At 66.4% G+C, this 24,453-nt stretch carries 20 protein-coding genes; 6 read left to right on the top strand and 14 right to left on the bottom strand.

Features of this window, described 5'->3' with window-relative positions:
- Nucleotides 1-14 precede the first annotated feature (14 nt).
- Nucleotides 15-536, bottom strand: a complete 522-nt coding sequence (locus AC1RMD_RS19045; protein ID WP_492928294.1) for a peptidase associated/transthyretin-like domain-containing protein — start codon at nt 534-536, stop codon at nt 15-17.
- A 13-nt stretch (nt 537-549) separates the two neighbouring features.
- On the bottom strand, nt 550-1,242 hold the full coding sequence (gene pcaH, locus AC1RMD_RS19050) for a protocatechuate 3,4-dioxygenase subunit beta (RefSeq protein WP_492928296.1): 693 nt from the start codon (nt 1,240-1,242) through the stop codon (nt 550-552).
- A gap of 142 nt (nt 1,243-1,384) precedes the next feature.
- Here pcaH and AC1RMD_RS19055 point away from each other — a divergent pair, with 142 nt between their 5' ends.
- Nucleotides 1,385-2,158 (top strand): IclR family transcriptional regulator domain-containing protein, encoded by a 774-nt coding sequence (locus AC1RMD_RS19055; protein ID WP_492928299.1) that lies wholly within the window; start codon nt 1,385-1,387, stop codon nt 2,156-2,158.
- A 15-nt stretch (nt 2,159-2,173) separates the two neighbouring features.
- Here AC1RMD_RS19055 and AC1RMD_RS19060 read toward each other — a convergent pair whose 3' ends face one another.
- The gene (locus tag AC1RMD_RS19060; protein ID WP_492928301.1) at nt 2,174-3,055 is read right to left on the bottom strand and encodes a helix-turn-helix domain-containing protein; all 882 of its coding nucleotides are present in this window, start codon (nt 3,053-3,055) and stop codon (nt 2,174-2,176) included.
- A gap of 125 nt (nt 3,056-3,180) precedes the next feature.
- Between AC1RMD_RS19060 and AC1RMD_RS19065 the strand changes: the two genes are divergently transcribed.
- Nucleotides 3,181-4,347: a 4-hydroxybenzoate 3-monooxygenase gene (locus AC1RMD_RS19065; RefSeq protein ID WP_492928302.1), complete on the top strand. Its 1,167-nt coding sequence runs from the start codon at nt 3,181-3,183 to the stop codon at nt 4,345-4,347.
- A 216-nt stretch (nt 4,348-4,563) separates the two neighbouring features.
- Complete coding sequence (locus tag AC1RMD_RS19070; protein WP_492928304.1) at nt 4,564-4,743, top strand: hypothetical protein; 180 nt, start codon at nt 4,564-4,566, stop codon at nt 4,741-4,743.
- A gap of 31 nt (nt 4,744-4,774) precedes the next feature.
- Here AC1RMD_RS19070 and AC1RMD_RS19075 read toward each other — a convergent pair whose 3' ends face one another.
- The 4 genes from AC1RMD_RS19075 to AC1RMD_RS19090 form a co-directional block, all read right to left on the bottom strand.
- On the bottom strand, nt 4,775-5,449 hold the full coding sequence (locus tag AC1RMD_RS19075) for a Crp/Fnr family transcriptional regulator (protein ID WP_492928306.1): 675 nt from the start codon (nt 5,447-5,449) through the stop codon (nt 4,775-4,777).
- Nucleotides 5,450-5,535: 86 nt separating this feature from the next.
- Nucleotides 5,536-6,297 (bottom strand): helix-turn-helix domain-containing protein, encoded by a 762-nt coding sequence (locus AC1RMD_RS19080; protein ID WP_492928308.1) that lies wholly within the window; start codon nt 6,295-6,297, stop codon nt 5,536-5,538.
- Nucleotides 6,298-6,465: 168 nt separating this feature from the next.
- Complete coding sequence (locus tag AC1RMD_RS19085) at nt 6,466-7,347, bottom strand: PEP-CTERM sorting domain-containing protein (RefSeq protein WP_492928310.1); 882 nt, start codon at nt 7,345-7,347, stop codon at nt 6,466-6,468.
- A 220-nt stretch (nt 7,348-7,567) separates the two neighbouring features.
- Nucleotides 7,568-8,281, bottom strand: coding sequence for a Crp/Fnr family transcriptional regulator (locus AC1RMD_RS19090; RefSeq protein WP_492928312.1), 714 nt, complete (start codon nt 8,279-8,281; stop codon nt 7,568-7,570).
- Between the two features lie 493 nt (nt 8,282-8,774).
- On the opposite strand from AC1RMD_RS19090, the gene AC1RMD_RS19095 reads away from it, so the two are divergent.
- Nucleotides 8,775-8,957 (top strand): PEPxxWA-CTERM sorting domain-containing protein, encoded by a 183-nt coding sequence (locus tag AC1RMD_RS19095; RefSeq protein ID WP_492928314.1) that lies wholly within the window; start codon nt 8,775-8,777, stop codon nt 8,955-8,957.
- Here the strand turns inward: AC1RMD_RS19095 and AC1RMD_RS19100 are convergent.
- Both AC1RMD_RS19100 and AC1RMD_RS19105 read right to left on the bottom strand, forming a co-directional pair.
- Nucleotides 8,954-12,115, bottom strand: a complete 3,162-nt coding sequence (locus AC1RMD_RS19100; RefSeq protein WP_492928316.1) for a bifunctional diguanylate cyclase/phosphodiesterase — start codon at nt 12,113-12,115, stop codon at nt 8,954-8,956. The genes AC1RMD_RS19095 and AC1RMD_RS19100 overlap by 4 nt on opposite strands.
- A 242-nt stretch (nt 12,116-12,357) precedes the next feature.
- Nucleotides 12,358-13,467: an acyl-CoA dehydrogenase family protein gene (locus tag AC1RMD_RS19105; RefSeq protein WP_492928318.1), complete on the bottom strand. Its 1,110-nt coding sequence runs from the start codon at nt 13,465-13,467 to the stop codon at nt 12,358-12,360.
- A gap of 155 nt (nt 13,468-13,622) precedes the next feature.
- Between AC1RMD_RS19105 and AC1RMD_RS19110 the strand changes: the two genes are divergently transcribed.
- Nucleotides 13,623-14,552 (top strand): Gfo/Idh/MocA family protein, encoded by a 930-nt coding sequence (locus AC1RMD_RS19110; RefSeq protein WP_492928320.1) that lies wholly within the window; start codon nt 13,623-13,625, stop codon nt 14,550-14,552.
- A 6-nt stretch (nt 14,553-14,558) separates the two neighbouring features.
- Here AC1RMD_RS19110 and AC1RMD_RS19115 read toward each other — a convergent pair whose 3' ends face one another.
- From AC1RMD_RS19115 to AC1RMD_RS19135, 5 genes are all read right to left on the bottom strand, one after another.
- Nucleotides 14,559-15,698: an ABC transporter permease gene (locus tag AC1RMD_RS19115; protein ID WP_492928322.1), complete on the bottom strand. Its 1,140-nt coding sequence runs from the start codon at nt 15,696-15,698 to the stop codon at nt 14,559-14,561.
- Between the two features lie 2 nt (nt 15,699-15,700).
- The gene (gene rbbA, locus AC1RMD_RS19120; protein ID WP_492928324.1) at nt 15,701-18,442 is read right to left on the bottom strand and encodes a ribosome-associated ATPase/putative transporter RbbA; all 2,742 of its coding nucleotides are present in this window, start codon (nt 18,440-18,442) and stop codon (nt 15,701-15,703) included.
- Nucleotides 18,439-19,512, bottom strand: coding sequence for an HlyD family secretion protein (locus AC1RMD_RS19125; protein WP_492928326.1), 1,074 nt, complete (start codon nt 19,510-19,512; stop codon nt 18,439-18,441). Before AC1RMD_RS19125 ends, rbbA begins: the two co-directional genes overlap by 4 nt.
- On the bottom strand, nt 19,509-21,008 hold the full coding sequence (locus AC1RMD_RS19130; protein ID WP_492928328.1) for an efflux transporter outer membrane subunit: 1,500 nt from the start codon (nt 21,006-21,008) through the stop codon (nt 19,509-19,511). The genes AC1RMD_RS19125 and AC1RMD_RS19130 overlap by 4 nt, the downstream gene beginning before the upstream one ends.
- A gap of 147 nt (nt 21,009-21,155) precedes the next feature.
- Complete coding sequence (locus tag AC1RMD_RS19135) at nt 21,156-22,559, bottom strand: bifunctional enoyl-CoA hydratase/phosphate acetyltransferase (RefSeq protein ID WP_492928330.1); 1,404 nt, start codon at nt 22,557-22,559, stop codon at nt 21,156-21,158.
- 128 nt (nt 22,560-22,687) lie between these two features.
- Between AC1RMD_RS19135 and AC1RMD_RS19140 the strand changes: the two genes are divergently transcribed.
- On the top strand, nt 22,688-24,445 hold the full coding sequence (locus AC1RMD_RS19140) for a PHA/PHB synthase family protein (protein WP_492928332.1): 1,758 nt from the start codon (nt 22,688-22,690) through the stop codon (nt 24,443-24,445).
- The last annotated feature ends 8 nt before the right edge of the window (nt 24,446-24,453 follow it).

Genomic DNA, 24,453 nt, shown 5'->3' on the forward strand with positions numbered 1-24,453 from the left:
ACTCCGCTGGCAGGTCAGACATAGTCGAAGAATACGGTCTCTTTTTCGGACTGCATCCAGATGTCCCAATGATAGACCCCCGGCGCGGTCTTGCGGGCGATCAGCGTGGGGCGGCGCGCGGCCGGCACCTGCTGCAATATCGCCGACGAGGCCAGGCCGCTGTCGTCGTCCAGGAACACGGCGGTGAACTGGTGCTTGACCAGACCGCGCGCGAACACGGTGATGAAGGTGGCCGGCGCGCCGCTGGCCGGCGCCGCGCATTGCGACAGCCGCAGGCTGAATTCTCCCTGCTCGCCGCTGGGCACGCGCCGGAAGCCGGGCAGCGCCTGCGCCGCTTCCGCGCCGGCGGCTTCCGGCTGCCAGGCTTCGATCTGGGCGTCGTTGATCGGCGTGCCGGCGCCGTCGTAGATGATGCCGCTGATGATGATAGTGGCGGCCGTGGTTTCCAGCTGGCCGGCGGCGCTGGCGTCGACCGCCCACTGCCAGGCTGCATGCGAGAACGGTCCGATGGTTTGTGAGGTGGTGATGTGGCTCATGCGCTTAGCTCCTTTAAAGGCCCATGGGCGTGGCGTCGCGGCCGCGCAGAACGATATCGAATTCATAGCCCAGCATCTTGTCGCTGTCGGTGTGCTCCAGGCTGTAGCGGGAGATCAGGCGCTGGCGCGCGGCCGGGTCCTGGATGCTCTGGAAAATCGGATCGTAGTCGAACAGCGGATCGCTGGGGAAGTACATCTGCGTGACCAGGCGTTGCGCATACACGTTGCCGAACAAGGAGAAGTGGATGTGCGCAGGGCGCCAGGCCTTGTCGTGATTGCCCCACGGGTAGGGGCCGGGCTTGATGGTGACGAAGCGGTAGCGGCCATCGTCGTCGGTCATCATCTTGCCGATGCCGTAGAAATTCGGATCGAGCGGCGCGTCGTGCTGGTCCTTCTTGTGCCAGTAGCGGCCGGCCGAATTGCACTGCCAGACCTCCAGCAGCGAGTTGCGTACCGGTTTTCCATCCTCGTCGACCACGCGGCCGGTGACGACGATCTTCTCGCCCAGCGGCGCGCCGTGGCCGTGCGCCGTCAGGTCCATGTCGTTCGGCAGCAGGATGCGCGGCGACGCGGTCACATTGTCCTGCACCGGCTGGTCGGCGCGGATGCGCAGTAGCGGCTGGGTGGGGCCGCGCTTCAGCGTGGACTTGTAGGGCGGGTAGATCAGTTCCGGGTAGACGCCGGACGGGATGGCATCGAAATTCAAGGCTGGCCTCCTGATGGTTGTTGTGTTGTGTGGAGACCATGGTAGGGAAGGCGGCGCCGCATCACAATACTGGCAAGGCAGGCGATATTCGCTATGCGCACATTTTGTGCGATACTCGCACAAATCACTCAATTTCTTCCTTATGACTGCTGAAGACAACGTCCCAGCCCAGCGCGACCTGGTGGCGGGCCTGGAAAAAGGCCTGCTGGTGATCGCCGCTTTCGACCAGGAGCGCAGCCGCTTGAGCATCGCCGAAGTGGCCGAGCGCACCGGCCTGACGCGGGCGGCGGCGCGCCGCTACCTGATCACACTCACGCACCTGGGCTATATGCGGCATGAGAACAAGCTGTTCGCGCTGACGCCCATGGTGCTGCGGCTCGGGCAGTCCTACCTGCATTCGGCGCGCCTGCCGCGCATCGTGCAGCCCTTGTTGTACCGGCTGGCCTACGCGCTGGGCGAGGCGGCGTCGGTCGGCGTGCTCGATCACGATCAGCTGGTGTGCGTGGCCGCCGTCAGCGCCGGGCAACTGGTGTCGGTCACGCTGCAACCGGGCACCCGTGTGCCGGCCTACTGCACCGCCAATGGCCGGGTGCTGCTGGCGCACCTGCCGCAGCCGCAGATCGACGCCTTCCTCGAACGCGCGCAGCCGGAGCGCATCACCGAGCACACCATCGTCGGCAAGGAGCGCCTGGCGTTGGAGATCGCCCGCGCCCGCGCACAAGGCTACGCGCTGGTGGACCAGGAGCTGGAACTGGGCTTGCGCACCATCGCCGTGCCGTTGAAGAATTTCCGCGGCGAGGTGGTGGCGGCGATGAACATCAGCGTCCACGCCGGCCGCATGCCGCGCGAGCAGATGGTGGAGCGCTGCCTGCCGGCGCTGATCAAGATACAGGTCGAACTGAACGCCTTGCTGTAGGCGGGCCTGCGCGCTTCAGCCGCCCCGGAAGGCCTTCGGCGTCAGGCCCATGCGCTTCTTGAACAGGCGGCTGAAGTAGGCCGGATCCTGGAATCCCAGCTCGTAGGCGATGCTGGCGATGCTGGCGGGCAGATAGGTCAGCTTGCGGCAGGCTTCCAGCATCAGCCGGTCCTGGGTGATGTCGAACGCCGATTTTCCGGACAGCTTGAGGCACAGGCGATTTAGCCGCGTCGGCGTGGCCCGCAGCGCTTCGGCGTACTGGCCGACCTGCCATTGCTCCTTGTAGCGCCGTTCCACCTCGGCGCGAAAGCGGCTGAACAATTCAAAATCGCTGCGGCCCGACTGGTCGGCCAGGCGACGCTCCGCATGCAGGCGCACCAGCAGCAGCAAGGCGCTGCGCGCCAACCACTCCAACATCAGATTATGCCCATACTGTGGCCAGGCCGCTTCCGTCAACAGGTTTTGCAGCAGCGATTCCAGGCGCGCGTGCAGCTCCGGCTGACCGGACAGGTCGATCGCCAACGGTTCCACAAACAGCGAGGAATACAGGTCGCCGTGGCCCGCATACATCACGTTCTGGTCCACCGTCAGCACATAGCCGTGCGCCTCTGCCGAGAAGTCGAAGCCGTGCACCACCGACGGATGGAGTGTGATGACGGTCGGCGCGCGGCACTCCCAAACAGCGCCGTCGACGCTGGCGCGGACCTCGCCGCCATAGAGGAAAAGTACCTGAAACAGTCCGCTATGCGTGTGCTTGTCGATATGCCAATGGTGCACCCGGCTGCGGGTTTCGATCAGTTCGATGTGCACGAATTCGGCGTTTTCTCCCCGTGCCTGCTCGCCATACAGGCCAAACTGCGGGACGTCGGGTAGTGCTGGTCGGGCGGTGCAGGGCATGGAGGGGCGTGCCGTCTAAAAGAGTGGAGTGTCGAAATAGTACAAGTTTTAGGAAGTTTCATCCATTTTTTTTGCAGGGCCCCGGAGCTACGATGGCGGCACACTAACACTATAACGGAGACATCATGCGTACCCAGGTAGCCATCATCGGCGCCGGCCCAGCGGGCTTGCTGCTATCCCATCTGCTGCATTTGAACGGTATTGAATCGATCGTATTGGAATCGCGCACCCAGGCCGAGATCGAGGCCACCATCCGCGCCGGCGTGCTGGAACAAGGCACGATGGATATTCTCACCAATGCCGGCGTCGGCGCCCGTATGCAGGCCGAAGGTGCGCTGCACCACGGCATAGAACTGGCGTTCGGCGGCCGGCGCCACCGGATCGACCTGACCGAATTGACGGGCAAGGCAATCACCGTCTACCCGCAGCATGAAGTGATCAAGGACCTGGTGGCGGCGCGGCTGGCGGCGCAGGGGCAGTTGCTGTTCGAGGTCAGCAGCGTAGAACTGCAGGGCGTCGACACCGCCACGCCGTCGGTCGGCTTCATCCATCGCGGCGAGGCGGCGCGCATCGACGCCGATTTCGTCATCGGCTGCGATGGCTATCACGGCGTGACGCGGCCGGCGATGCCGGGGCAAGGGCGGCAGGATTTCAAACGCGACTACGGCTTCGGATGGTTTGGCGTGCTGGTGGAATCGGCGCCATCGTCGGACGAGCTGATTTATGCGCGCCATGAGCGTGGCTTCGCGCTGGTCAGCACCCGTACGCCAACCGTGCAGCGGCTGTACTTCCAGTGCGACCCGGCCGACCACATCGACAACTGGTCGGACGACCGCATCTGGGCCGAACTGCACGCGCGGCTGGAGAACAACGATGGCTGGCGCGTCAACGAAGGCCGCATCTTCCAGAAAAATATCATCGGCATGCGCAGCTTTGTATCGACGCCGATGCAGTCGGGCCGCCTGTTCCTGGCGGGCGACGCGGCGCACATCGTGCCGCCGACCGGCGCCAAGGGCATGAACCTGGCCGTCTCGGACGTGGCGCTGCTGGCGCAGGGACTGGAGCAGTTCTACCGCCAGGGCAGCGAGGAGCGGCTGCAAGGCTACACGGATGCGGCGTTGAAGCGCGTCTGGCGTGCCGAATACTTCTCGTGGTGGATGACCAGTCTTCTGCACACCTTCGCCGACGCCACGCCGTTCCAGCGCGAGGTGCAGCGCGCCGAACTGGAATGCGTGGTGAGTTCCCGGGCGATGGCGACGGCGCTGGCGGAGAACTACGTCGGCGCGTTCTGACACACGGCGCCCCATGTGCTCGCCGATTGACTTTCGACATGGAACTTTCATGTCGGTGCGCCCAAGCTGTAGTTAGCGCGGGGCCACGACCCCGACGGCTTTTCTAACGAAAATCTGACAGCGGGAGTCGAGCATGAGTCGGACAGGCTATGGCGCATGGGGGCGGTTGGTGGCGGTCCGGGTAATGGCTGCGTTTGTTTTTTCGGGGCGTCGGGTATGCCGTCGGCGATGGCGGACGATGCGCTAGTACAGTCTCGCCTGGGCTATGAGGGCGTTGCCCCGGCGGCGATGGCGCTGGAGAAAGAGCCAAACGCGTCAGTTGTGCTGCTGTTGCTGCTAAGCTTGGTGATGCTGGGCGGCACCGGAGCGCAGCCGAAACCGGAAGCGTTTTATTGAATTGTCGAGATGGGGCGATGCGTATCAGGATTCAGTGTGGGTTCCGCGACGCGATCGCGCGCAGGCCAGCGGCATCGGTGATCGTCAGTTGGTGGTGCTGCAATGCCAGGTAACCCCGCCGCTGGAAGCGGCTCAGCGTGCGGCTAACGGTGGTGTCGGCCAGACCCAGGTAGGCGCCTATGTCGGCACGGGACATATGTAGTTCCAGCACCTGCCCATGGCGCTCGACGTCGGCTCGCTTCGACGGCAAGGCCAGCAGGAAGCCGCTCAGTTTCTGGTCGGCCCGGTTCGCCAGCAGCAGCGTGGTGGTTTGGGCGAGGGTTAGTTGCTTGCTCAGCAGTTCGTGCAGTTGCAGCGCCAGCGCTTCGCAGTGCTGCGCCGCCTCGACCAGGCGCATATGTGAAAACTCGCATACCACCACATCGCTCAGCGCCATCGCGCTGTTGCGATAATAGGTCAGTCCTATCGTATCGAGGCCGAGGAAATCGCCGGCGAACTGGAAGCCGGTGATGTGCTGCTCGCCTTCAGAGGTAAGCTGGTAGCTCTTGAACTGGCCGCTCTGGATTGCGTACAGGCGGTGGTTTACCGCTTCGTTGGTTCGGTGCAGGTGCTCGCCGCGCCGCAGCTGGACGCGCTGCGTGACCAAGCGGTTGACCAGGCCGGCGCCGGCGTCTGGCATGTCGCGCGGCAGGCAGCTGGAGCGCACGGCGCACCGCAGGCAGGAGGTGGTGGGACAAGCTGTAGCTGACGTCCGGGGCGGGAGCTTTGCAATGCATGTCATGGTAGCGGCTTTCACGGCGCGGCACGAGCGCCGCCACGGTCTTGCAACCAGCCGGGTTGCCCGGTCCCCATGGCCAGCTGCCGCAAGGCCCCGGCGTCCAGCAGAGCGACCTCGCGGTCGTCGACTTCCAGCAGTCCTGCGTCCCGGAATTGGGTCAGCGCCCGGCTCAGGCATTCCGGCGTCAACGCCAGGAAATTGGCGATGTCCTGGCGTGGCATGATCAGCCGAAAGCGTTGTGACGAAAAGCCACGTCGACCATGGCGCCAGGATAAGTCCAGCAGAAAGGCGGCCAGCCTTTGCCCGGCGCCGCTGTTGCGCAGTTGATGGGCGGCGCATTGTTCATGAGCAATTTGCTTGCTCAGTATGGTATGGAACAGCAGGATTCTGGGCCGCAGGTCACTGCAGCGGATTTCGCAGACCTCGCTGTTTTCCAGCGCGACTGCGCTGCCGTTGTGCTGCGCTTGCCCGATTGAGTCCAGCCCCAGCAAATCGCCGCTCATCAGGAAGGCGCTGATCTTTGACTGTCCGGATACGCTGGGCAGCGTGTATTTGATGGTACCGTAGCGTACGGCGTAGAAAAGGTCGCCGACCGCGGCGCCGGCCTGGAACAGCTCGGTGTCGCGGGGCACCCTGACGCGGCGCGTGGGGAGTTGCATCAGATGGTCGTCGAGACCGCTGCGGGCCGGGATGCAGACCTGCGCAGCCCTGCATGTGGCGCAATGGGCCGCGCTGTCACCCTGGCGGTGCCGACTGGGAATGGATACGATGTTCATCTTGCCCCCTGAATGTAGCCGCAGCCACACCGCCATGCCGGGTGCGGACCACGAGGTCGTTGGACGCTTGCATGCTTGCCGGCGCCGGCGACTTGTCCGGTGCGGGCAGGAATGGGCTGGAGAAGGTACGACGGGGGCGTGGTCGTACCGGTGGGCCGAACTGCTGGATCAGGCGGCTTGCGTGGCGCGCCGACGGGCCAAGACACCCAGCATACCCAGACCAGCGAGCATCATGGCATAGGTCTCCGGTTCCGGCACCGCCGTCACGGCATAGTCGAAGCCCACGGTTTTTTCCTGGCCTGGCGCGAAATTGCCAAGCTGATAGCCCAGATTGATCGTGTTGTCGCCATTGCCGTCATTGACCACCGAGCCAGCCAGCCCGTAGGGATCGGTGCTCCAGCTGCCGGTGATGCTGGCCGTGGTGGCCACCCAGCCGGTGGTGTTGTTCATGCTAAGGGTGTAGCCGGTGTGCAAGCCAGTGGCGCTGACGCTGGCGTTGGTGCCCTGGCCCGAGATGGTGTTCTGGGTCCAGGGTTGGCCGTACACATGGGAGTCCTGGTCCGGGTCGACGCCGGCGGCGTACACCACATTGTTGAGCTGGGTGCCCGACACGTTCTGGAACGTGATGGTGGAGTGGATGGCGGTCGACGCCTGGCCGTAGCTGATGACTTGCTGGAACGCCAGGCCGCTGTAGCTACCGTTCATGGTAAGCACGAACGGCGAACCGGCCGCACCGCTCAGGTCCAAGGTGGTGGTGCCGAAGGGGTTGGTCGCGCTGCCGCCGCCGGCAGTGGCCCAGTTACCGTTGACGCCGATGGAGTAGAAGGCGAACGGGATGCCTGGACTGAGGAAGTCGATCGGCGAGGAGAAATTGCCGCTGCCCGTGGGATCGAACTTGAGTCCGGTCATGGTGCCGAAATCGATCAGCGAGCCGCCGGTGTTGATCCCCAGTTGCAGATATTGCCCCTGGACGGTGACGTCGGCCCAGGCGGGCATGCCGCAGGTCAGCAAGACGGCGGAAGCGATGGCGGTACGTAATGTGTTTTTCATTTTCTTATCCCTGGTAATTGCAAGACAGTCGGTGCAGGCGGCGCTACGGAAGCGCGCATTCTGCCGGGGTATCGAATCGGGCGGGGCCAACCGTTGGTGGCGTCCGCCTTCGTCGATAAGTCACTATATGGGTTTGTTGTTCATCTGCCATTGCGAAGAGTGACTTCGATCATGCACGGCACAAATAGTTCTGATCTCGCATCATTTTGCATCAGTCCGGCTAGCCGGCCCGGCCATGCGCGGGCCTGGCTGGCGGCCTGGGCGCGCAGGCGCGCAGGCCGGCGCGGTTGGTGATGGTCAGTTGCCGGCTGCGCAAGCTCAGGTAGCCCAGCTCCTGAAACCGGCTCAGCGCACGGCTGACGGTGGCGGCGGCCAGCCCAAGATAGTCTGCGATATCGCCACGGGTCATGGACAATTCCAGCAAATCACCGTCTTCGCCACGCCGAACGTTGGCGGCCGCCAACAGGAACAGGAAGCCGGCCACTTTCTGCTCGGCATTGCCGTCGGATAGCTGCAAGCCGGCCGACAACTCCGTGGCCAATTCGGTCAATAGCAGCCGGCCCAAGTATGGTGCCAGCGCCGCATCGCGCAGCGCCGCCCCGACCAGCTGCGCGTGGGAGAACTCGCACAGCACCGCGTCGCTGAGCGCCACCACGCTGTTGCGATGCAGTTGCAAACCTATGCTTTCCAGCCCCAGGAAGTGGCCGCCGAAGCGGAATCCGGTCACGGTCTGTTCGCCCTCGGCGGACAGCTGGTAGACCTTGAACTGGCCGCTCTGGATCGCGTACAGACGCTGCTCCACCGGATCGTTGGCCTGGTACGGATGCTCGCCGCGCAGCAGCTGGTGGCGCTGGCGCACCAGCCGGTTGACTGCGGCGCAGCCGGCATCGTCCATGTCGTGCGGCAGGCACAGGTGGCGCACCTTGCAGTTCATGCAAGACTTGCCAGTGAAATCAATGGCATGCAGCGGATTGATACTGGCGATGTCTGGCTTCATAGGTGGCATGGTCATATTGAGTCACATCAATCATAGGATGGAAGAATCGGGTCTGAATATGATCCATGTCAAAGTCTTGCTAAGCGGATTGGAAAGTCCGCTTGTCGCACCACAGTCTGCCTGGCGACCGCGGCAAATATTTCTTTTCTCTCAAGTTGATCGACAACAGGCACCCGGGCTGATTTCGCGGACTCCAGCTTGGTTCTTACGATATAGCCTTGGGCGGCGCCCGCGGCGCCGATCCGGTCTACGACATCATCACCAACAATGGCCAGTACGGCTTTGGCTAAAGCGGGCGCGCCGAGGCTAGCAGCACCCGCCTGCGCACGGCGCTCACCACCAGCATGGTCGACAATGGCGCGCCGATCCGAATACCAACTGGGACTTCGGCAACAACGGTGGCGGCTTTACGCCGCCGCGCTTAGTGTCTATGGCGGGAACAGCGCTCAAGCCCGAGCCGCGCTGGGATCACTACCGCTTCACCCTGAGCAGCGACGCCAACGGCGCCCGGCTGGATCTGGTGGCCTTGCATCCGGTGCCTGAACCGGCCACCTACGCCATGCTGCTCGGCGGCTTTGCGTTGGTTGGCGCCTCACTGCGGCGTCGCAGCTAGGCGGCAGGCGGCGCTGCGACCAAGGCCCTGAATGCCGCTTCGGGGACCGCCTCGCTGAACAGGAAACCCTGGAAAGCGTTGCAATGATTGGCCGCCAGGAAGGCATGCTGTTCATCTGTCTCCACGCCCTCGGCGACGATTGTCAGCCCCAACGTGTGGCCCAGCACCACGATGACGCAGGCGATGGCCGCGTCGTTGGCATCGACCAGCACGTCGCGCGAAAAGCTGCGGTCGATCTTCAACTGGTCCAGCGGCAGGCGCTTGAGGTAGGACAGCGAGGAATAGCCGACGCCGAAATCGTCCAGGGCGAAACCGATGCCGCTGCGCTTGAGTGTACTCATCTTGTCGGCCACGCTGGCAAAGTCGTCCAGCAACAGGTTCTCGGTCAACTCCAGTTTCAGGCGGCGCGGATCGGCGCCGGTCTGCGCCAGGGCGGCGTCGACCTGGGCGACAAAGCCGGGCTGGCGGAACTGCCGGGGACTGACATTGACCGCCAGTGTCAGCTCGCGCATGGCCGGATCTTGTTCCCAGGCCTTGAGTTGGGCGCAAGCGGTGTGCAACACCCATTGTCCCAGCGGCAGGATGATGCCGGTGCTTTCGGCCAGGGCGATGAACTGGTCGGGGGGCACCAGTCCGTGGCGCGGATGGTGCCAGCGCAGCAGGGCTTCGGCGCCGATGACGCGCCCCGTTGAATCGACCTGGGCCTGGTAGTACAGCTCAAACTCATCCTGATGCAAGGCCTGTTGCAGGTCGTGTTCCATCTCGGCGCGGGCGTTGGCCGCCTGCTGCATCTGTGGCTCGAAGAAGCGCAGCATGTTGCGACCGCCGGCCTTGGCCTGGTACATCGCCAGGTCGGCGTGCTGCAGCGCTTCCTCGATCGTGATCTGGTGGTCGGCGATCATCGCCACGCCGATGCTGGGGGTGCAGTGGTAGGGGCGGTCGTCCAGCTGGTAGGGGCGGTTCAACGCGGCCAGCACGCCGTCGCCGATCGCTTGCGCCTTGCGCGCCGCCTCGTCCAGGTCTTCGCTCAAGCCTTCGAGCATGACGACGAATTCGTCGCCGCCAAGGCGGGCGACGGTGTCGACGTTGCGGACGCAGGTCGGCAGCCGTTGCGCCACCTGGCACAGCAGCAGGTCGCCCTGGTCGTGGCCGAGCGTGTCGTTGAGCAGCTTGAAATTGTCGAGGTCGATGAACATCAGCGCGCCGACCAGTTTGCTTCGCGCGGAGCTGTCGAGGGCGCGCCGCAAGCGGTCGAACAGCAGGCGGCGGTTGGGTAGCTTGGTCAGCGGATCGTAGAAGGCGAGCTGACGGATTTCCTCCTCCGCCTGCTTGCGGGCGCTGATATCGCTCTGGGTGCAGACATAGTGGCCGATGCTGCCCTGGGCGTCGCGGATGGCGCTGATGATGGTCCAGGTCGGATAGATGTCGCCGTTCTTGCGGCGGTCCCAGCATTCGCCCTGCCAGGAGCCGCGGTGGAGGATGCTGTCCCACATGGCGGCATAGAAGGCCGCATCGTGCCGCCCGGATTTGAGGACGCGCGGCGTGCGGCCGAGTATCTCGGCTTCGCTGTAGCCGGTGCTGGCAGTGAAGGCGGAGTTGATGCGCAGGATGGTCGACTGGGCGTCGGTGATCATCATCGGCTCCTGCGACTCGAAGGCGACCGCCGCAATGTGCAGCTGCTCGGCCGCGTGCAGGCGTTCCGTGATGTCCAGCGAAATGCTCAGCAAATGGCTGGGACGGCCGGCGGCGTCCAGCAAGACCAGTTTCTTGGTGTGCAGATAGCGTGTTTGTCCACTTGCGTCCAGCACGGCTTCCTCGGCGATGTCGAGGATCTGGCGCGAGGCGATCACGTCGCGGTCGGACTGCAACTTCGCCGCGCCGTCGGCGCCGGGGTAGAGGTCGAGGTCGGTCTGGCCGATGACGGCGCTGCCTGGCCTGCCATAGAGCTGCTCGCCGGCCCGATTGAAGATTTCGTAATGCAGGGTGACGGCGTGCTTAACGACGATGATGGCCGGCATGTGGTCGAGCATGGAGGCGAGCAGCTGGCGCGATTGCCGCAAATCGTCGGTGCGGTCCTGCACCCGCTGTTCCAGCTCGATGTTGACTTGGCGTATCCTGGTGGCCGCTTCGATGCGTTCGGCATCGCTGTGTCGCTGGCGCGCCGCCGCTTCGCTCAACGCGGTGGCGACCTGTTCGGCCTCGCACAGGCGGATCTGGTGTGGCGGCAGTTCGGCGCCGTTGCCTAGCGCAGTTGACAGCTCCACCAATTGCGCCATGGCCTGTTGGATGTGTTTGCTGGCGCGCCCTGCCAGGGCGACGCCTACCGCCAGCAGCAGGGCGCTGCCGGCCAATTCGAATGCAAATGCCCGCCACAGTTGTTGATCCACACCGGCGCTGGGGATGTTTACGCTGACGGCCCAGCCACTCGCCGGCGAACGGGCAAAGACCGTATAGACGGGGATGCCTTCCAGCGACGTGGTCCGCACGTGAGACTGCAGCTCGGGTGCGCCAGGTTGGCGCGGGTCCGGTTGCGCCTTCCGGCCGACGTAGCGCGCCGCCAGATGGCTGCGCGCCACAACGGTGCCGTCGCGGTCGATAATCGACACCAGCCAATCCGCCGGCAGCTTGCGGCCGGCGATCAACGTGGCGAACTCGCCGGCGGCCAGGCCGACGTCGAGAAAATAGCGCAGTTTGCCCTCGATCAGCACCGGCAGGCAAAGACTCATGATCCAGGTCCCGGTGACGGCGCCGGTATAGAGCTCGGATATTTGCATGCGGCCGCTCGCGGCTACGCGCTTCAGCAACTTCGGATTGCCATGTCTGGGCAGCGCTGTGCCGAACGGTCGTAAGGTATTGACCAGTTGTTGTCCATGCAGGTCGGTCAGGACGAAATTGGTCGCCGCGCTGTAGCGCGTGGCCGCCGCGCCTTGGGCGTGGAAAGTTGCCAGATCACCGTTCCGTAGCGCGGGCGAGGCCGCCAGCGTGGCGGCGATGGCGCCGAACGATTTGAATTCGCTGTCTATATTCAGCAACAAGTCGTGCGTGGTCTGTAGCGTGTAGGCATTGCTTTGCGCCCGGCTGGCGTCAAATGCCTGCAGCGACCCGCCCAGACCGATCAAAAACGCCGGCAAGACCAGGGCCGCGACGATGAACAGCAAGATATTCCGTACACTGTGGATGCGATACATGGAAGTCCGGGGGCGGGTCGTACTGTTGGGGGGCGGAATTGCTCTACTTCAAGCATTATGCTGAGGTCTACTAGCAATTTTTATGACGACGATCAAATTGCCGGTTGAAAGTTGAGCCAGGCCCGGCGCGGCGGGCTCCGGGCGCATCGCAGGGGCGGATGGCTGGCCAGGGCGACGTTAATCCTGTCGGTAGGGTGTCCCAGCCGCCGGAATCAAGGCAGCAGCAGCGAGTGCTGGGTGGCGGTGTGGAAGTCGCGCCAGACGCGGTTGATGGTGCTGTCCTCGTGGGCGGCGTACAGGCCGCAATACGGATACAGTTCGTCGACCGCCGCGCGCGAAGCGGCCACCAGCGCCAGTGAGCTGGCCTGCACCGCCTCCATATCGTCCGCAGTGAGCGGCGTGCCGGTTTCCACCAGCGTCCAGCTGCGATCCAGCACGTCGTAGAAACGCTCGCGGGCGGCGGCATGGGTTTGCTCCTTGTCGCGCAGCAACGCGGCGACTTCGGGGACCTCCAGCAGCGGCAGGTTCTTGAGGGCGTGCCGGCGGCGGCTTATGCAGGGCCGCGCCAACCGCATGAAATGGCTCGCCATGCCGGCCACATTGGCGGCCAGCGTAACGAAGGCCAGCGAATAAAACGGGAAACGATACAACGGACCATCGGCCGTGGCGGTGGCGGGACTGATCGTGAAGCCGTGATCCTTGCTCACCCATGCACCGTCGATGCGGTAGCTGTGCGAGGCGCTTGCGCGCATGCCGATACTGCCCCAGGATGGCACGATCTGCACCTGCTCCGCCGGCACCAGGAAGGCGCGGATGCGCGGCGCGCCTTGTTCGTCCAGCAGCGGCTGGCCGTCGGCGCGCAGGATCGCGTTCAAGGTGAAATGGGTGGCGATCGGCGCGCCGCTGGCGTAGTCCCAGCGGCCGGTGATGCGGAACCCTGCGGCTTCCCCATCGCCATCCTGGTCGGCGTAGCCGGTCGGCGCGCCGCTGCCGCCCAGGCACACACGCTTGCCGCCGATGATGTCGCGCGCCAGCGCCTGCGGCAGGAAACCGGCGAACCATCCCGCCCCCGCGCACAGCGTGAGCACCCAGCCCATGCTGCCGTCGACGGCGGCCACCGCTTCCTCCAGTCGCACCGCTTGCGGCAAAGGCAGCTCGGCGCCGCCGCTGGCGCGCGGCGCCAGCATCTTGAGCCAGCCGCGCCGGTGCAGCAAGGCTTGCTGGATCGGATGCAGGAAGCGGGCGGTATCGGCCATGGCCGCATAGCGTTCGATGCGGCGGGCGTCGCGCGCGCGGAGGGGAGAGACGGCGGTCAGGGGCATGCGGGATCTTGGGTCGGTAGCAAACCCCGGCATTTTCGCATCATTGGGCGCTCCCATGCCATTTCGGTATGTTTGCGGCGATAAAAATGATTGGTTAAGCTGGCATCGTTCGTCGTAGCATGGTGGCGAACAAGCCCCAATTTTATGAAAGACAGATGATGTCAGCAATCAAACTCGCGATCGTAGGCGTCGGCAAGATCGTCCACGACCAGCACCTGCCCGCCATCGCGGCCAACGCCGATTTCCAGCTGGTGGCCTCGGCCAGCCGGCATAACACCGTCGACGGCCTGCCGGGGTTCAAGTCCATCGAGGAGATGCTGGCGGCCGTGCCCGGGATCGACGCCGTGTCGTTGTGCATGCCGCCGCAGTACCGCTACCAGGCCGCCCGCGTGGCGCTGGCCGCCGGCAAGCACGTATTCCTGGAGAAGCCGCCGGGTGCGACCCTGTCCGAAGTGGCCGACCTGGAGGCGCTGGCCGCCGCCAAGGGCCTGACCCTGTTCACCAGCTGGCACTCGCGCTACGCGCCGGCGGTGCAGCCGGCCAAGGCCTACCTGGCCGCGCACGCGCCAACCGCGATGCAGGTCATCTGGAAGGAAGACGTGCGCCAGTGGCACCCGAACCAGGAATGGATCTGGCAGGCCGGCGGCCTGGGCGTGTTCGATCCCGGCATCAACGCGCTGTCCATCGTCACCGAGATCCTGCCGTCGCTGATTTTCCTGAACCGCGCCACGCTGGAATTCCCTGACAACCGCGACGCCCCCATCGCCGCCGAACTGCACTTCCAGGATGGCGCCGGGATGCCGGTGCACGCCGTCTTCGACTGGCGCCAGACCGGCAAGCAAAGTTGGGACATCGTCGTGCTAACGTCGGATGGCGAGCTTAAACTGAGCGACGGCGGCGCGCGCCTGTGGGTGCACGGCGTCGAACAGCCGCTCGACAAGGAAGCCGAGTACCCGTCGCTGTACCGCCGCTTCGCCAGCCTGGTCAAGGAAGGCCGCTCGGACGTCGATGTGGCGCCGCTGCGCCATGTGGCAGACGCCTTCATGCTCGGTCAACGCAAAGTGGTCGACGCCTTCCACGACTGACGCCGCTCAGGCCATCTGCCCGATGGTCTTGCGGAAGCGCCGCAGCGACAGCGCAAACAGCACCGCGCCGATCGCCACCAGCGCCAGCATCTGCGGCCAGATCACGCTCAGGCCTGCGCCGCGGTACAGGATGGCCTGCGCGGCCGCCACAAAGTGGGTGGTCGGCGCCGCCAGCATGATGTCCTGCACCAGCACCGGCATGCTTTCGCGCGGCGTCGAGCCGCCCGACAGCATTTGCAGCGGCAGCAGCACCAGCACCAGCAGCATGCCAAATTGCGGCATGCTGCGCGCCAGCGTGGCGAGGAAGATCCCCATCGACGTGGTGGCGAACAGGTGCAGCGCCGTCACCAGCACGAACAATGCGATCGAGCCGGTGATCGGCACGTGCAGCGCCCCCTGCACGATGAACACCAGCGACGCCAACGCCGCCAGCACCACCACCGTTCCCATCGACCACACCTTGGCCAGCATGATTTCCATCGGCGTCACCGGCATCACCAGCAGGTGCTCGATGGTGCCGTGTTCGCGTTCGCGTATCAGCGCGGCGCCGGTCAGGATGATGGACAGCATGGTGACGTTGTTGATGATCTCCATCAGCGATCCAAACCACGACTGCTCCAGGTTGGGATTGAAGCGCATGCGCAGGTCTAGCGCGACCGGCGGCGCCGCCGCAGCCTGCTGGCGGCGCAGGAAATCGCCCACTTCGGCGCCGACGATCTGCTGGATGTAGCCGTTGCCGGTAAAGGCCTGGCTCATGCGCGTGGCGTCGATGTTGAGCTGTATCGTCGGCGCCCGGCCGGCCAGCGTGTCGCGCTGGTAGTCGGGCGGGATGGCCAGCACGAAGGTGTAGTTGCCGCTGTCCAGGCCAGCGTCGGCCTGGTCGGCGGTCACCAGCGACGGCGTGCGGAAGTGCGGCGGATAGAAGCCGGCCGCGATCCGCGCCGACAAGGGCGAACCATCCAGGTCGACGATGGCGATGGCGGCGTTGTTCAGGCTTTCCGGCATCGCGGTGGCCGCCACGTAAATCGACAGCGTGAAGGTGTAGACGATCAGCACCAGCATGGCCGGATCGCGCAGCAGGCTCCACAGCTCCTTGATGCCGAGCCGGTAGATGTGCGCCGCGCGCGTGTGGAGAGGTATGCGCATGTCTATCGCTCCTGTTTGTCGAGCAGCAGCGCCGACAAGGTGAGGATCACCGGCACCGCCAGCAGCAGCGGCCACAATGAGCCGCCCAGCTCAGCCAGCCCAAGCGCCTTGTTGAACACGCCCCGGCTGATGGTCAGGAAATAGGTGGCCGGGTAGATGCGGCCGATCAGCGCGCCGATGCCGCTCAGGCCGGACACCGGATTGAGCAGGCCGGCGAACTGTACGCAGGGGATGATGGTGCCTATCATGGTCACGAACAGCGCGGCGATCTGGCTGCGGGTGAAGGTCGAGACCAGCAGTCCAAGGCCGGTGGCGCAGATCACGTACACCAGCGCGGCCAAGGTCAGCGCCAGCAGGCTGCCTTTGACCGGCACGCCGAACACGGTGGCCGCCAGCACGGTCAGCAGCGCGAAGTTCAGCATGCCCAGCGCGACGTAGGGCACCTGCTTGCCGAGCAAGAATTCCAGCCGCGTCACCGGCGTAACGTACAAGTTGAGAATGGAGCCCAGCTCCTTCTCGCGCACCACCGACAGCGCGCTGAGCATCGCCGGGATCATCATCAGCAGCATCGGGATCACGGCCGGGATCATGGCGGGCAGGCTCTTGACGTCGGGGTTGTAGCGATAGCGCGTCTCCAGCGTGCCTGCGCCGGCCAGCTTCATGCCCAGCCGGTGCTGCGCCAGGTCGGCCAGCCAGCCCATATGCATCGCTTGCACGTAGCCGCGCGTGGTTTCGGCCCGCATCGGCATGGCGCCGTCGACCCAGGCGCCGACCGTCACCGGGGCGCCGCGTTGCAGGTCGCGGCCGAAGCCGGGCGGGATCTCGATCGCCAGCGCCAGTTCGCCGCTGCGCATGCGGCGATCCAGGTCGTCGTAGTCGGCCAGCGGCGCGCGTTCGATGAAGTAGCGCGAACCGGACAGGTTGAGCGCATAGTTTTGACTCAGGCCGCTCTGGTCGCGGTCCAGCACCGCGTAGGACAGGTTCTCGACGTCCATGTTGATGCCGTAGCCGATGATGAACATCAGGATCGCCGTGCCGAGTAACGCAAGCGTGGCGCGCACCGGATCGCGGCGCAGTTCCAGCGTTTCGCGCAGCGTGTAGCTGTAGGCGCGTTGCAGGCTGCGGCGCCAGCCGGCGCGCGGCGCGGCGGCCACCGCCGGCGGCGCCGGCGTTGGCGCTTTGGCCGGCGCCGCCGCATCGCCGGCCGCTTCTTCCAGATACGAGATGAAGGCCTGCTCCAGCGTGGCGACGCCGCGCAAGGCCGGCAGTTCCGCCGGCGCGGCGCTCACCAGCACGCGGCCCGCGTGCATCAGCGAGATGCGGTCGCAGCGTTCGGCCTCGTTCATGAAGTGGGTCGAGATGAAGATGGTGACCTGGTCGTTGCGCGCCAGGTCTATCATCAGGCGCCAGAACAGGTCGCGCGCCACCGGATCGACGCCGGACGTCGGTTCGTCGAGGATCAGCAGTTCCGGCTTGTGCACCATCGCCACCGCCAGCGACAGCCGCTGGCGCACGCCTAGCGGCAGCTGTTCGGGCAGCGTGGCCAGCGCGCCGGCCAGGCCGAAGCGCTGCGCCATGTCGGCCACGCGGCCGGCTATCTCGGCTTCGGGCACGCTGAACATGCGCGCGTGCAGCACCAGGTTCTGTTCCACCGTCAGCTCGCCGTACAGCGAGAACGCCTGCGACATGTAGCCGACGCGGCGGCGCGTTGCCATGTCGCCGGCATCGACCGCGCGGCCGAACAGCAGGGCGCTGCCCTCGGTGGCCGGCAGCAGCCCGGTCAGCATTTTCATCGTGGTCGACTTGCCGCAGCCGTTGGAGCCGAGGAAGCCGAAGATTTCGCCACGGCGAATGCGGAAGTCCACATGGTCGACCGCAGTAAAGTCGCCGAACACCATCGTCAGGCCCTGCGCTTCGATGGCGATGCTGTCGCTGCCCTCGGCCGGCTGGAACGGCGGCACCGTCACCGCCTGGTGGTCGCCGCGCTTCCCGGCCGGCAGCAGCGCGATGAAGGCTTGCTCCAGCGTCGTCGTGGCGGTGCGGGTGCGCAGTTCCTGCGGCGTGCCGGTGGCCAGCACCTGGCCGTCGTCCATCGCCACCAGCCAGTCGAAGCGGTCGGCTTCCTCCATGTAGGCGGTGGCCACCACCACGCTCATGCTGGGGCGCTGGCTGCGGATGTGGGCGATCAAGTCCCAGAACTGCGCGCGCGACAGCGGATCGACGCCGGTGGTCGGTTCGTCCAGGATCAGCAGGTCGGGGTCGTGGATCAGCGCGCAGCACAGGCCCAGCTTCTGCTTCATGCCGCCGGACAGCTTGCCGGCCGGCCGTTGCAGGAACGGCGCCAGGCCGGTGCTGGCGGTCAGCTGGTCGATGCGACGGCGACGGCTGGCGGCGTCGTGGCCGAACAGGCGACCGAAGAATTGCAGGTTTTCCTCCACCGACAAGGTGGGATACAGGTTGCGCCCCAGCCCCTGCGGCATGTAGGCGATGCGCGGGCAGACGGCGTCGCGGTGGCGCTTGCTGCGCATGTCGCCGCCCAGCACCGTCACGCTGCCTTGCTGCACCGCGCGGGCGCCGGCCACCAGCGACAGCAGGCTGGATTTGCCGACGCCGTCCGGGCCGATCAGGCCTATCATGCAGCCGGCCGGCAGTTCCAGGTCGATGGCGCGCAGCGCGCGGGTGTCGCCGTATTGCAGTGCCACGCCGCGCAGACCGGCGAAGCCGGCCGCGACGCCGTCGCTCATCGCGGCACCTTGATTTCCAGGTTGGCCGGCCACGGCGTGTTGGCGTCAAGCTGCACCCAGGCGACGCCGGGCAGGCCGGTCTTGACCAGCTTCACGTGCTTTTGCAGCAGCGCCGGATCGATCTGGGCCTTGACGCGGAACATCAGCTTCTGGCGTTCGCTGGCCGTTTCCACGGTCTTGGGCGTGAACTGCGCGGTGCTGGCGACGAAGGATACGCGCGCCGGCAGCACGTACTGCGGCGCGGCATCCAGCACCACCCGCACCGGCGCGCCCAGCGCCAGCTTGCCGGCCGCTTGTTCGGGCACGAAGAAGGTCATGTAGACGTCGGCCAGGTCGACCAGGTTGAGCACTTTGCCGCCGCCGCCCAGCACTTCGCCGGGCTGCGCGATGCGGTACTGCACACGGCCGGCGCGCGGCGCCGTCAATGCGCTGTCGGCCAGGTCGACGTCGATGCGGTTGACCGTGGCCTGGGCCGCCGTCACCGAGGCGCGGGCGCCGCCGGCCTGGGTGCGCGCGGCGTCGATGGCGCTGCGCGCCGCTTCGGCCTGCGCCTTGGCGGCGCGGATCACGGCGCTGGTGGAACGCACGCGGCTGCGGTCGTCGTCCAGTTCCTGTTCCGACGAGGCGCCTTCCAGCACCAGGGTTTCGGAGCGCTTGAGACGGCGCTGGGCCGCATCGAGTTCGCTTTCGCGTTGCACCACCAGTGCCTGCGCGGCCTGGAAGTCGCTCTGGCGCACGGCGATCATGGCGTCGGCGCTGGCGACGGTGGTTTGGGCCTGCGCCTGGCGCGCCACCGCTTCGTCGCGCTGGGATTGCAGCGAGGTCGCCTGCATGTGGGCCAGCACCTGGCCGGCGCTCACGAAGTCGCCTTCGTTGACGGCGATGTCCTGCAGCCGTCCCGGCAGCTTGGCGGCGACGTCGATCTCGGTGGCTTCGATGCGGCCGTTGCCGCTGGCGAATTCCGGGCCGGGGCCGGAGGGATGCATGCGCTGCCAGGCGTAGGCGGCACCGGCCAGCAGGGCCAGGGCGACGGCGGCGGCGCCGAGTTTGCGTGTCAGGTTGGGAGTCATAGGCGGGGGCGGGGCAGTTGGTTGGAGGCGGCCAGCGGCGGGGCGGCGACGACCGGGTCGCCGCCGAGGGCGCTGTACAGGGCGATGCCGGCGCCCAGCAAGGCGCGGCGCAGCTGGATCAGTTGTTGTTCGGCGCTGAGCAGGTCGCGCTGGGCGTCGAGCACGTCGAGGAAGGCGGCGGCGCCGTTGTCGTAACGCAGCTGCGACAGGCGGGCGCGTTCGCGCTGCACCTGCAAGGCGCGTTCGGCGATGGCCACTTGGCGGCCCAGCCAGGCCTGGGCCGACAGCGCGTCGGCGACGTCGCGGAAGGCGCCCTGGATGGTTTTTTCGTAGCTGGCGATGGCGCTGTCGCGGCGCGCTTCGGTCAGGCTCAGGTTGTGGCGCCGGCGCTCGCCGTCGAACAGCGGCAGCGTGATGCTGGGGGCGAGGCTCCACGAGCGGCTGCCGCCGGCGAACAGGCCACTCAGTTCGGCGCTGGCGCTGCCCAGCGCGGCGGTCAGGCTCACTTGCGGGAAGAAGGCGGCGCGCGCCGCGCCGATGCTGGCGTTGGCCGACCTCAGCTGGTGCTCGGCGGCGACGATGTCGGCGCGCCGCTCCAGCAGCGCGGATGGCAGGCCGGGGGGCAGCGCGGGCAGTGTGTCGGCCAACGCGCCCCCCAAACCGGCGGCCGGGTCTGCGGCCGTGGCGTCCAGCGGCGCCAACGCGCTGGCGCTGCCGACCAGCAGTTGCAGCGCATGGCGTTTGCGTTCGCGTTCCTGTTCCAGCTGGCTGGTGAGCGCCTGCGCTTGCAGCAGCAGGGTTTCCACCTGCGTCAGGTTCAGGCGCGAGGTGGAACCGACCGCCACCCGGCGCGAGTAGATGCGGTAACTTTCCTGCCGGGTGGCCAAGGTGCGCCGCGCCAGCGCGATGCGCTGGTCGATTTCGCGCACGTCGAAATAGCCCTCGGCCACGTGGGTGATCAGGGACATGGTGATGGCGCGGCGGGCGGCGTCGCTGGCCAGGTAGTCTTGCAGGGCGGCGTCGCGCAGGCTGGCCAGGCGGCCCCACAGGTCGATCTCCCAGGCGCTCACGCCCAGCCCGGCCTGGTACTGGCTGGTGATCATTTCGCGCCGGGTCAGGCTGAGATCGGCCGGCACTTGCTGGCGCTGGCCGCTGGCCTGGGCCGCCAGCAGCGGCAGGCGCGCGGCGCGTTCGATGCCGTAGGCGGCGCGCGCTTGTTCAACGCGCAGGGCGGCGATGCGCAGGTCGCGGTTCTGCGCCAGCGCCTCGACGATCAACGCCTGCAGCGCCGGCGCGGAAAAATAGGCGCGCCACTCGGGCAGCGCGGCGGCGGACGGGGCGGTCATTGCGGACGCGGCGTAATCGGCCGCCACCGGCAGCGGCGGCCGGGCATACTGCGGCGCCATCGAGCCGCAAGCCGGCAACAGCAGCGACGCGGCGAGCGCGGCCGCTGTCACGGCGGTGCGCGGCCAGGCGAACGGCGCAGGCTGGAACATAGTGAAACTCCTTGAGAAGTGCGGGGTGATGCCGACAGTCAAGCGGCGATCGCAGTGTACGGCGACAGTCAAGCGCGTGTAATTGATGTAGATCAAAAATCAACAAATGGACGGTGGCAGGCGGGGTCCACCGTCCGTGGGCGGTCCTTACGGCCGCTGTTGCCGATAACGATGGGCCAGTATCAGCGCCAGCGCCGCCGAGGCGGTGCGGGCGGCGGCGTCGTCGGCGCGGCTGGTCAGGGCAATCGGGACGGCCGCGCCCAGCACCACGCCGCAGACGGCGGCGCCGGCCAGGTATTCCAGCTGCTTGGCCAACAGGTTGCCGGCTTCGAGATCGGGCGCGATCAGGATGTCGGCGTGGCCGGCGACCGCCGAGACGATGCCCTTGGCGCGCGCGGCCACCGGCGAAATGGCGTTGTCGAAGGCCAGCGGGCCGTCCAGCAGCGCGCCGCTGATCTGGCCCCGCTCGGCCATCTTGCACAGGGCCGCCGCGTCCAGCGTGGAGGGGATTTTCGGCGTCACCGTCTCCACCGCCGACAGGATGGCGACCTTGGGTTCGGCCATGCCCAGCGCGTGCGCCAGTTTGATGGCGTTCTGCACGATGTCGACCTTGTGTTCCAGCGTGGGCTGGATGTTGAGCGCGCCGTCCGAGATCAGCAGCACCTTGTCGTACAGCGGCACTTCGACCCGGAACACGTGCGACAGCCGGCGCGCAGTGCGCAGCCCCGGCGTCGCCAGCACGGCGGAGATCAGCTCGTCCGTGTGCAGGCTGCCCTTCATCAGCATCTCCACTTCGCCGGCGGCGGCCATGGCGGCGCCGTGCGCGGCGGCCGCATGGCTGTGCGGCACGTCGACCAGTTCGACGCCGTCGAGCGACAGCGAGGCGCCATCGGCCAGCGTCCGCAGGCGCGCCAGCGGCGCGACCAGCACCGGCACGATCAGGCCATGCCTGGCGGCGTCCAGGGCGCCGCGCAGCGAGGCTTCGTCGCAGGGATGGACCACGGCGCAGCGCACCGGCGTCAGTGGCGCCGCGGCCGCCATCAGGCTGGCATAATCGGCGTGCACCTGGGACAGACTCAGCGGCGGCATGTGGACGCGCGGGCGACGTACTTTTTCGCTCGGCGCGATCACCGTGGCGACGCCGGTCAGCACCACGGCGCCGGTCTGGTTCTTGATCTCGCAATCGAGCAGCACATGCTTCTTGACCGACTCCTTGGCCGTCACCGTGGCGGTGATGCGCAGCTCGTCGCCGATGCGCACCGGCTTGAGGAACTGCAACGTCTGCGCCAGGTAGATCGTGCCGGGACCGGGCAGGCAGGTGCCCAGCAGGCGCGAAATCAGCGCCGCGCCCCACATGCCGTGCGCGATCACGCCGTGGAACAGCGTGTGGCCGGCGTACTCCGGATCGACATGGGCCGGATTGACGTCGCCGGAAACGGCGGCAAAGGCGGAGATATCGTCCTTGCCCAGCGTGCGGCTCAGTCGCGCGCACTGGCCTACCTGCAACTCGTCGAAAGTGATGTTTTCAATAATGTCGTCGGATTCGTTCATGGTGGTCGGCTCTGGTTGGCGATGCAGGGCAGTCTAGAGAGCGCACACGGGGAAGTATTTGATCCAGATCAAATACTTCCGGGACGCCCCCCAACCATAATCGGTGCATCGTCAAATCAGGAGGGCATGTGAAGACTGCACAGTTGAAAGTTGTTCCGGGCGTAGCGACGCCCGCGCCGGCGCCGGAATCCAAGGCACCCGGCAATTCGCTCGACCTGTACTTGCAAAGCCAGATGGCGCGGATGACCGGCGGCGTGTCGCCGATCGCGATGTCGCTGGCGTTCCAGGACTGGTGGCAGCACCTGGCGGTGTCGCCGGGCAAGCGCAGCGAGCTGGCGGCGCAATGTCTGGGAGCGTGGGCCGCGATGGCCAAGCCGCTTGCCAGCGACGACAAGCGCTTTGATAACGCCGCCTGGCATCAGTGGCCGTTTTCGCAGTACGTGAACAGCTTTAAACAAGCCGAACAGTTTTGGGGCCAGGCCACCAGTGGTGTGCGCGGGGTGTCGCCGCACCATGCGGACGTGGTGGCCTTCACCGCCCGCCAGCTGCTGGACATGTACTCGCCGTCGAACTACCTGTGGACCAATCCGGAGGTGCTGCGGGCGGCGGCGGCCAGCGGCGGGCGCAGCCTGATCGACGGCGCGCTCAACTGGCGCCGCGACCTGTGCCGCCGCCTGGCGCCGCCCGACATGGCGGTGCCGGAGCCGACCGGCCCCAGCTATGTGCCGGGGCAGGATGTGGCGGTGACGCCGGGCCAGGTCATCTACAGCAACGAATTGATCGAGCTGATCCAGTACTCGCCGCAGACCGAAAAGGTGTACCGCGAACCGGTGCTGATCGTGCCGTCGTGGATCATGAAGTACTACATCCTCGACCTGTCGCCGCACAATTCGCTGGTGCGCTACCTGGTGCAGCAGGGCCACACGGTGTTGATGCTGTCGTGGCGCAATCCCGACCAGCACGACCGCAACATGGGCATGGACGATTACCTGGAGCACGGCGTGTTCGCCGCGCTGGAGCAGGCCGACCAGTTGGGCGGCGGCGCGCCGGTGCACGCGGTGGGCTATTGCCTGGGCGGCACCTTGCTGGCGATCGCCGCCGCCGCCATCGATTCGGGCGACCGCGGCAAGTGCGGCAAGCTGGCCTCCATCTCGCTGCTGGCGGCGCAGACCGATTTCAGCGAGCCCGGCGAACTGGGCCTGTTCATCGACGATAGCGAACTGGCATTCCTGGACGCGCTGATGTGGGACCAGGGCTACCTGGACGGCGACCAGATGGCCGCATCCTTCCAGCTGCTGCATGCGCGCGACCTGGTATGGTCGCGCATGATGCGCGAGTACCTGATGGGCGAGCGCAGCGCGCCGAACGACTTGATGTCCTGGAACGCCGACAGCACGCGGCTGCCGTTCCGCATGCACAGCGAATATTTGCACGGACTGTTCCTGCGCAACGACCTGGCCGAGGGCCGCTATACGGCGCAGGGCAAGCCGGTCGCCTTGTCCGACATCCGCACGCCGATGTTTGTGGTCGGCACCGAGCGCGATCACGTGTCGCCGTGGCGTTCGGTGTACAAGATCCACCTGCTGAGCGGCGCGCCCATCGACTTCGTGCTGGCGTCCGGCGGCCACAACGCCGGCATCGTTTCCGAGCCCGGCCACGTCAACCGCAGCTACCGCAGTCATCCCGCCAGCACCCAGGCGCAGGCGGCGGGCTACAGCAGTCCGGACGAGTGGTTGAACAGCGCCGAGCGCACCGACGGTTCCTGGTGGCCGCATTGGCAGCAATGGCTGGTGCGCCATGCCAGCCGGGAGCGCGTGGCGCCGCCGGCGATGGGCCTGGGCCGGGTGTTGGGTCCGGCGCCAGGCAACTTCGTGCTACAGCATTGAGGCAGGGC

The sequence above is a fragment of the Duganella sp. GW822-FHT06D06 genome (assembly GCF_058799615.1).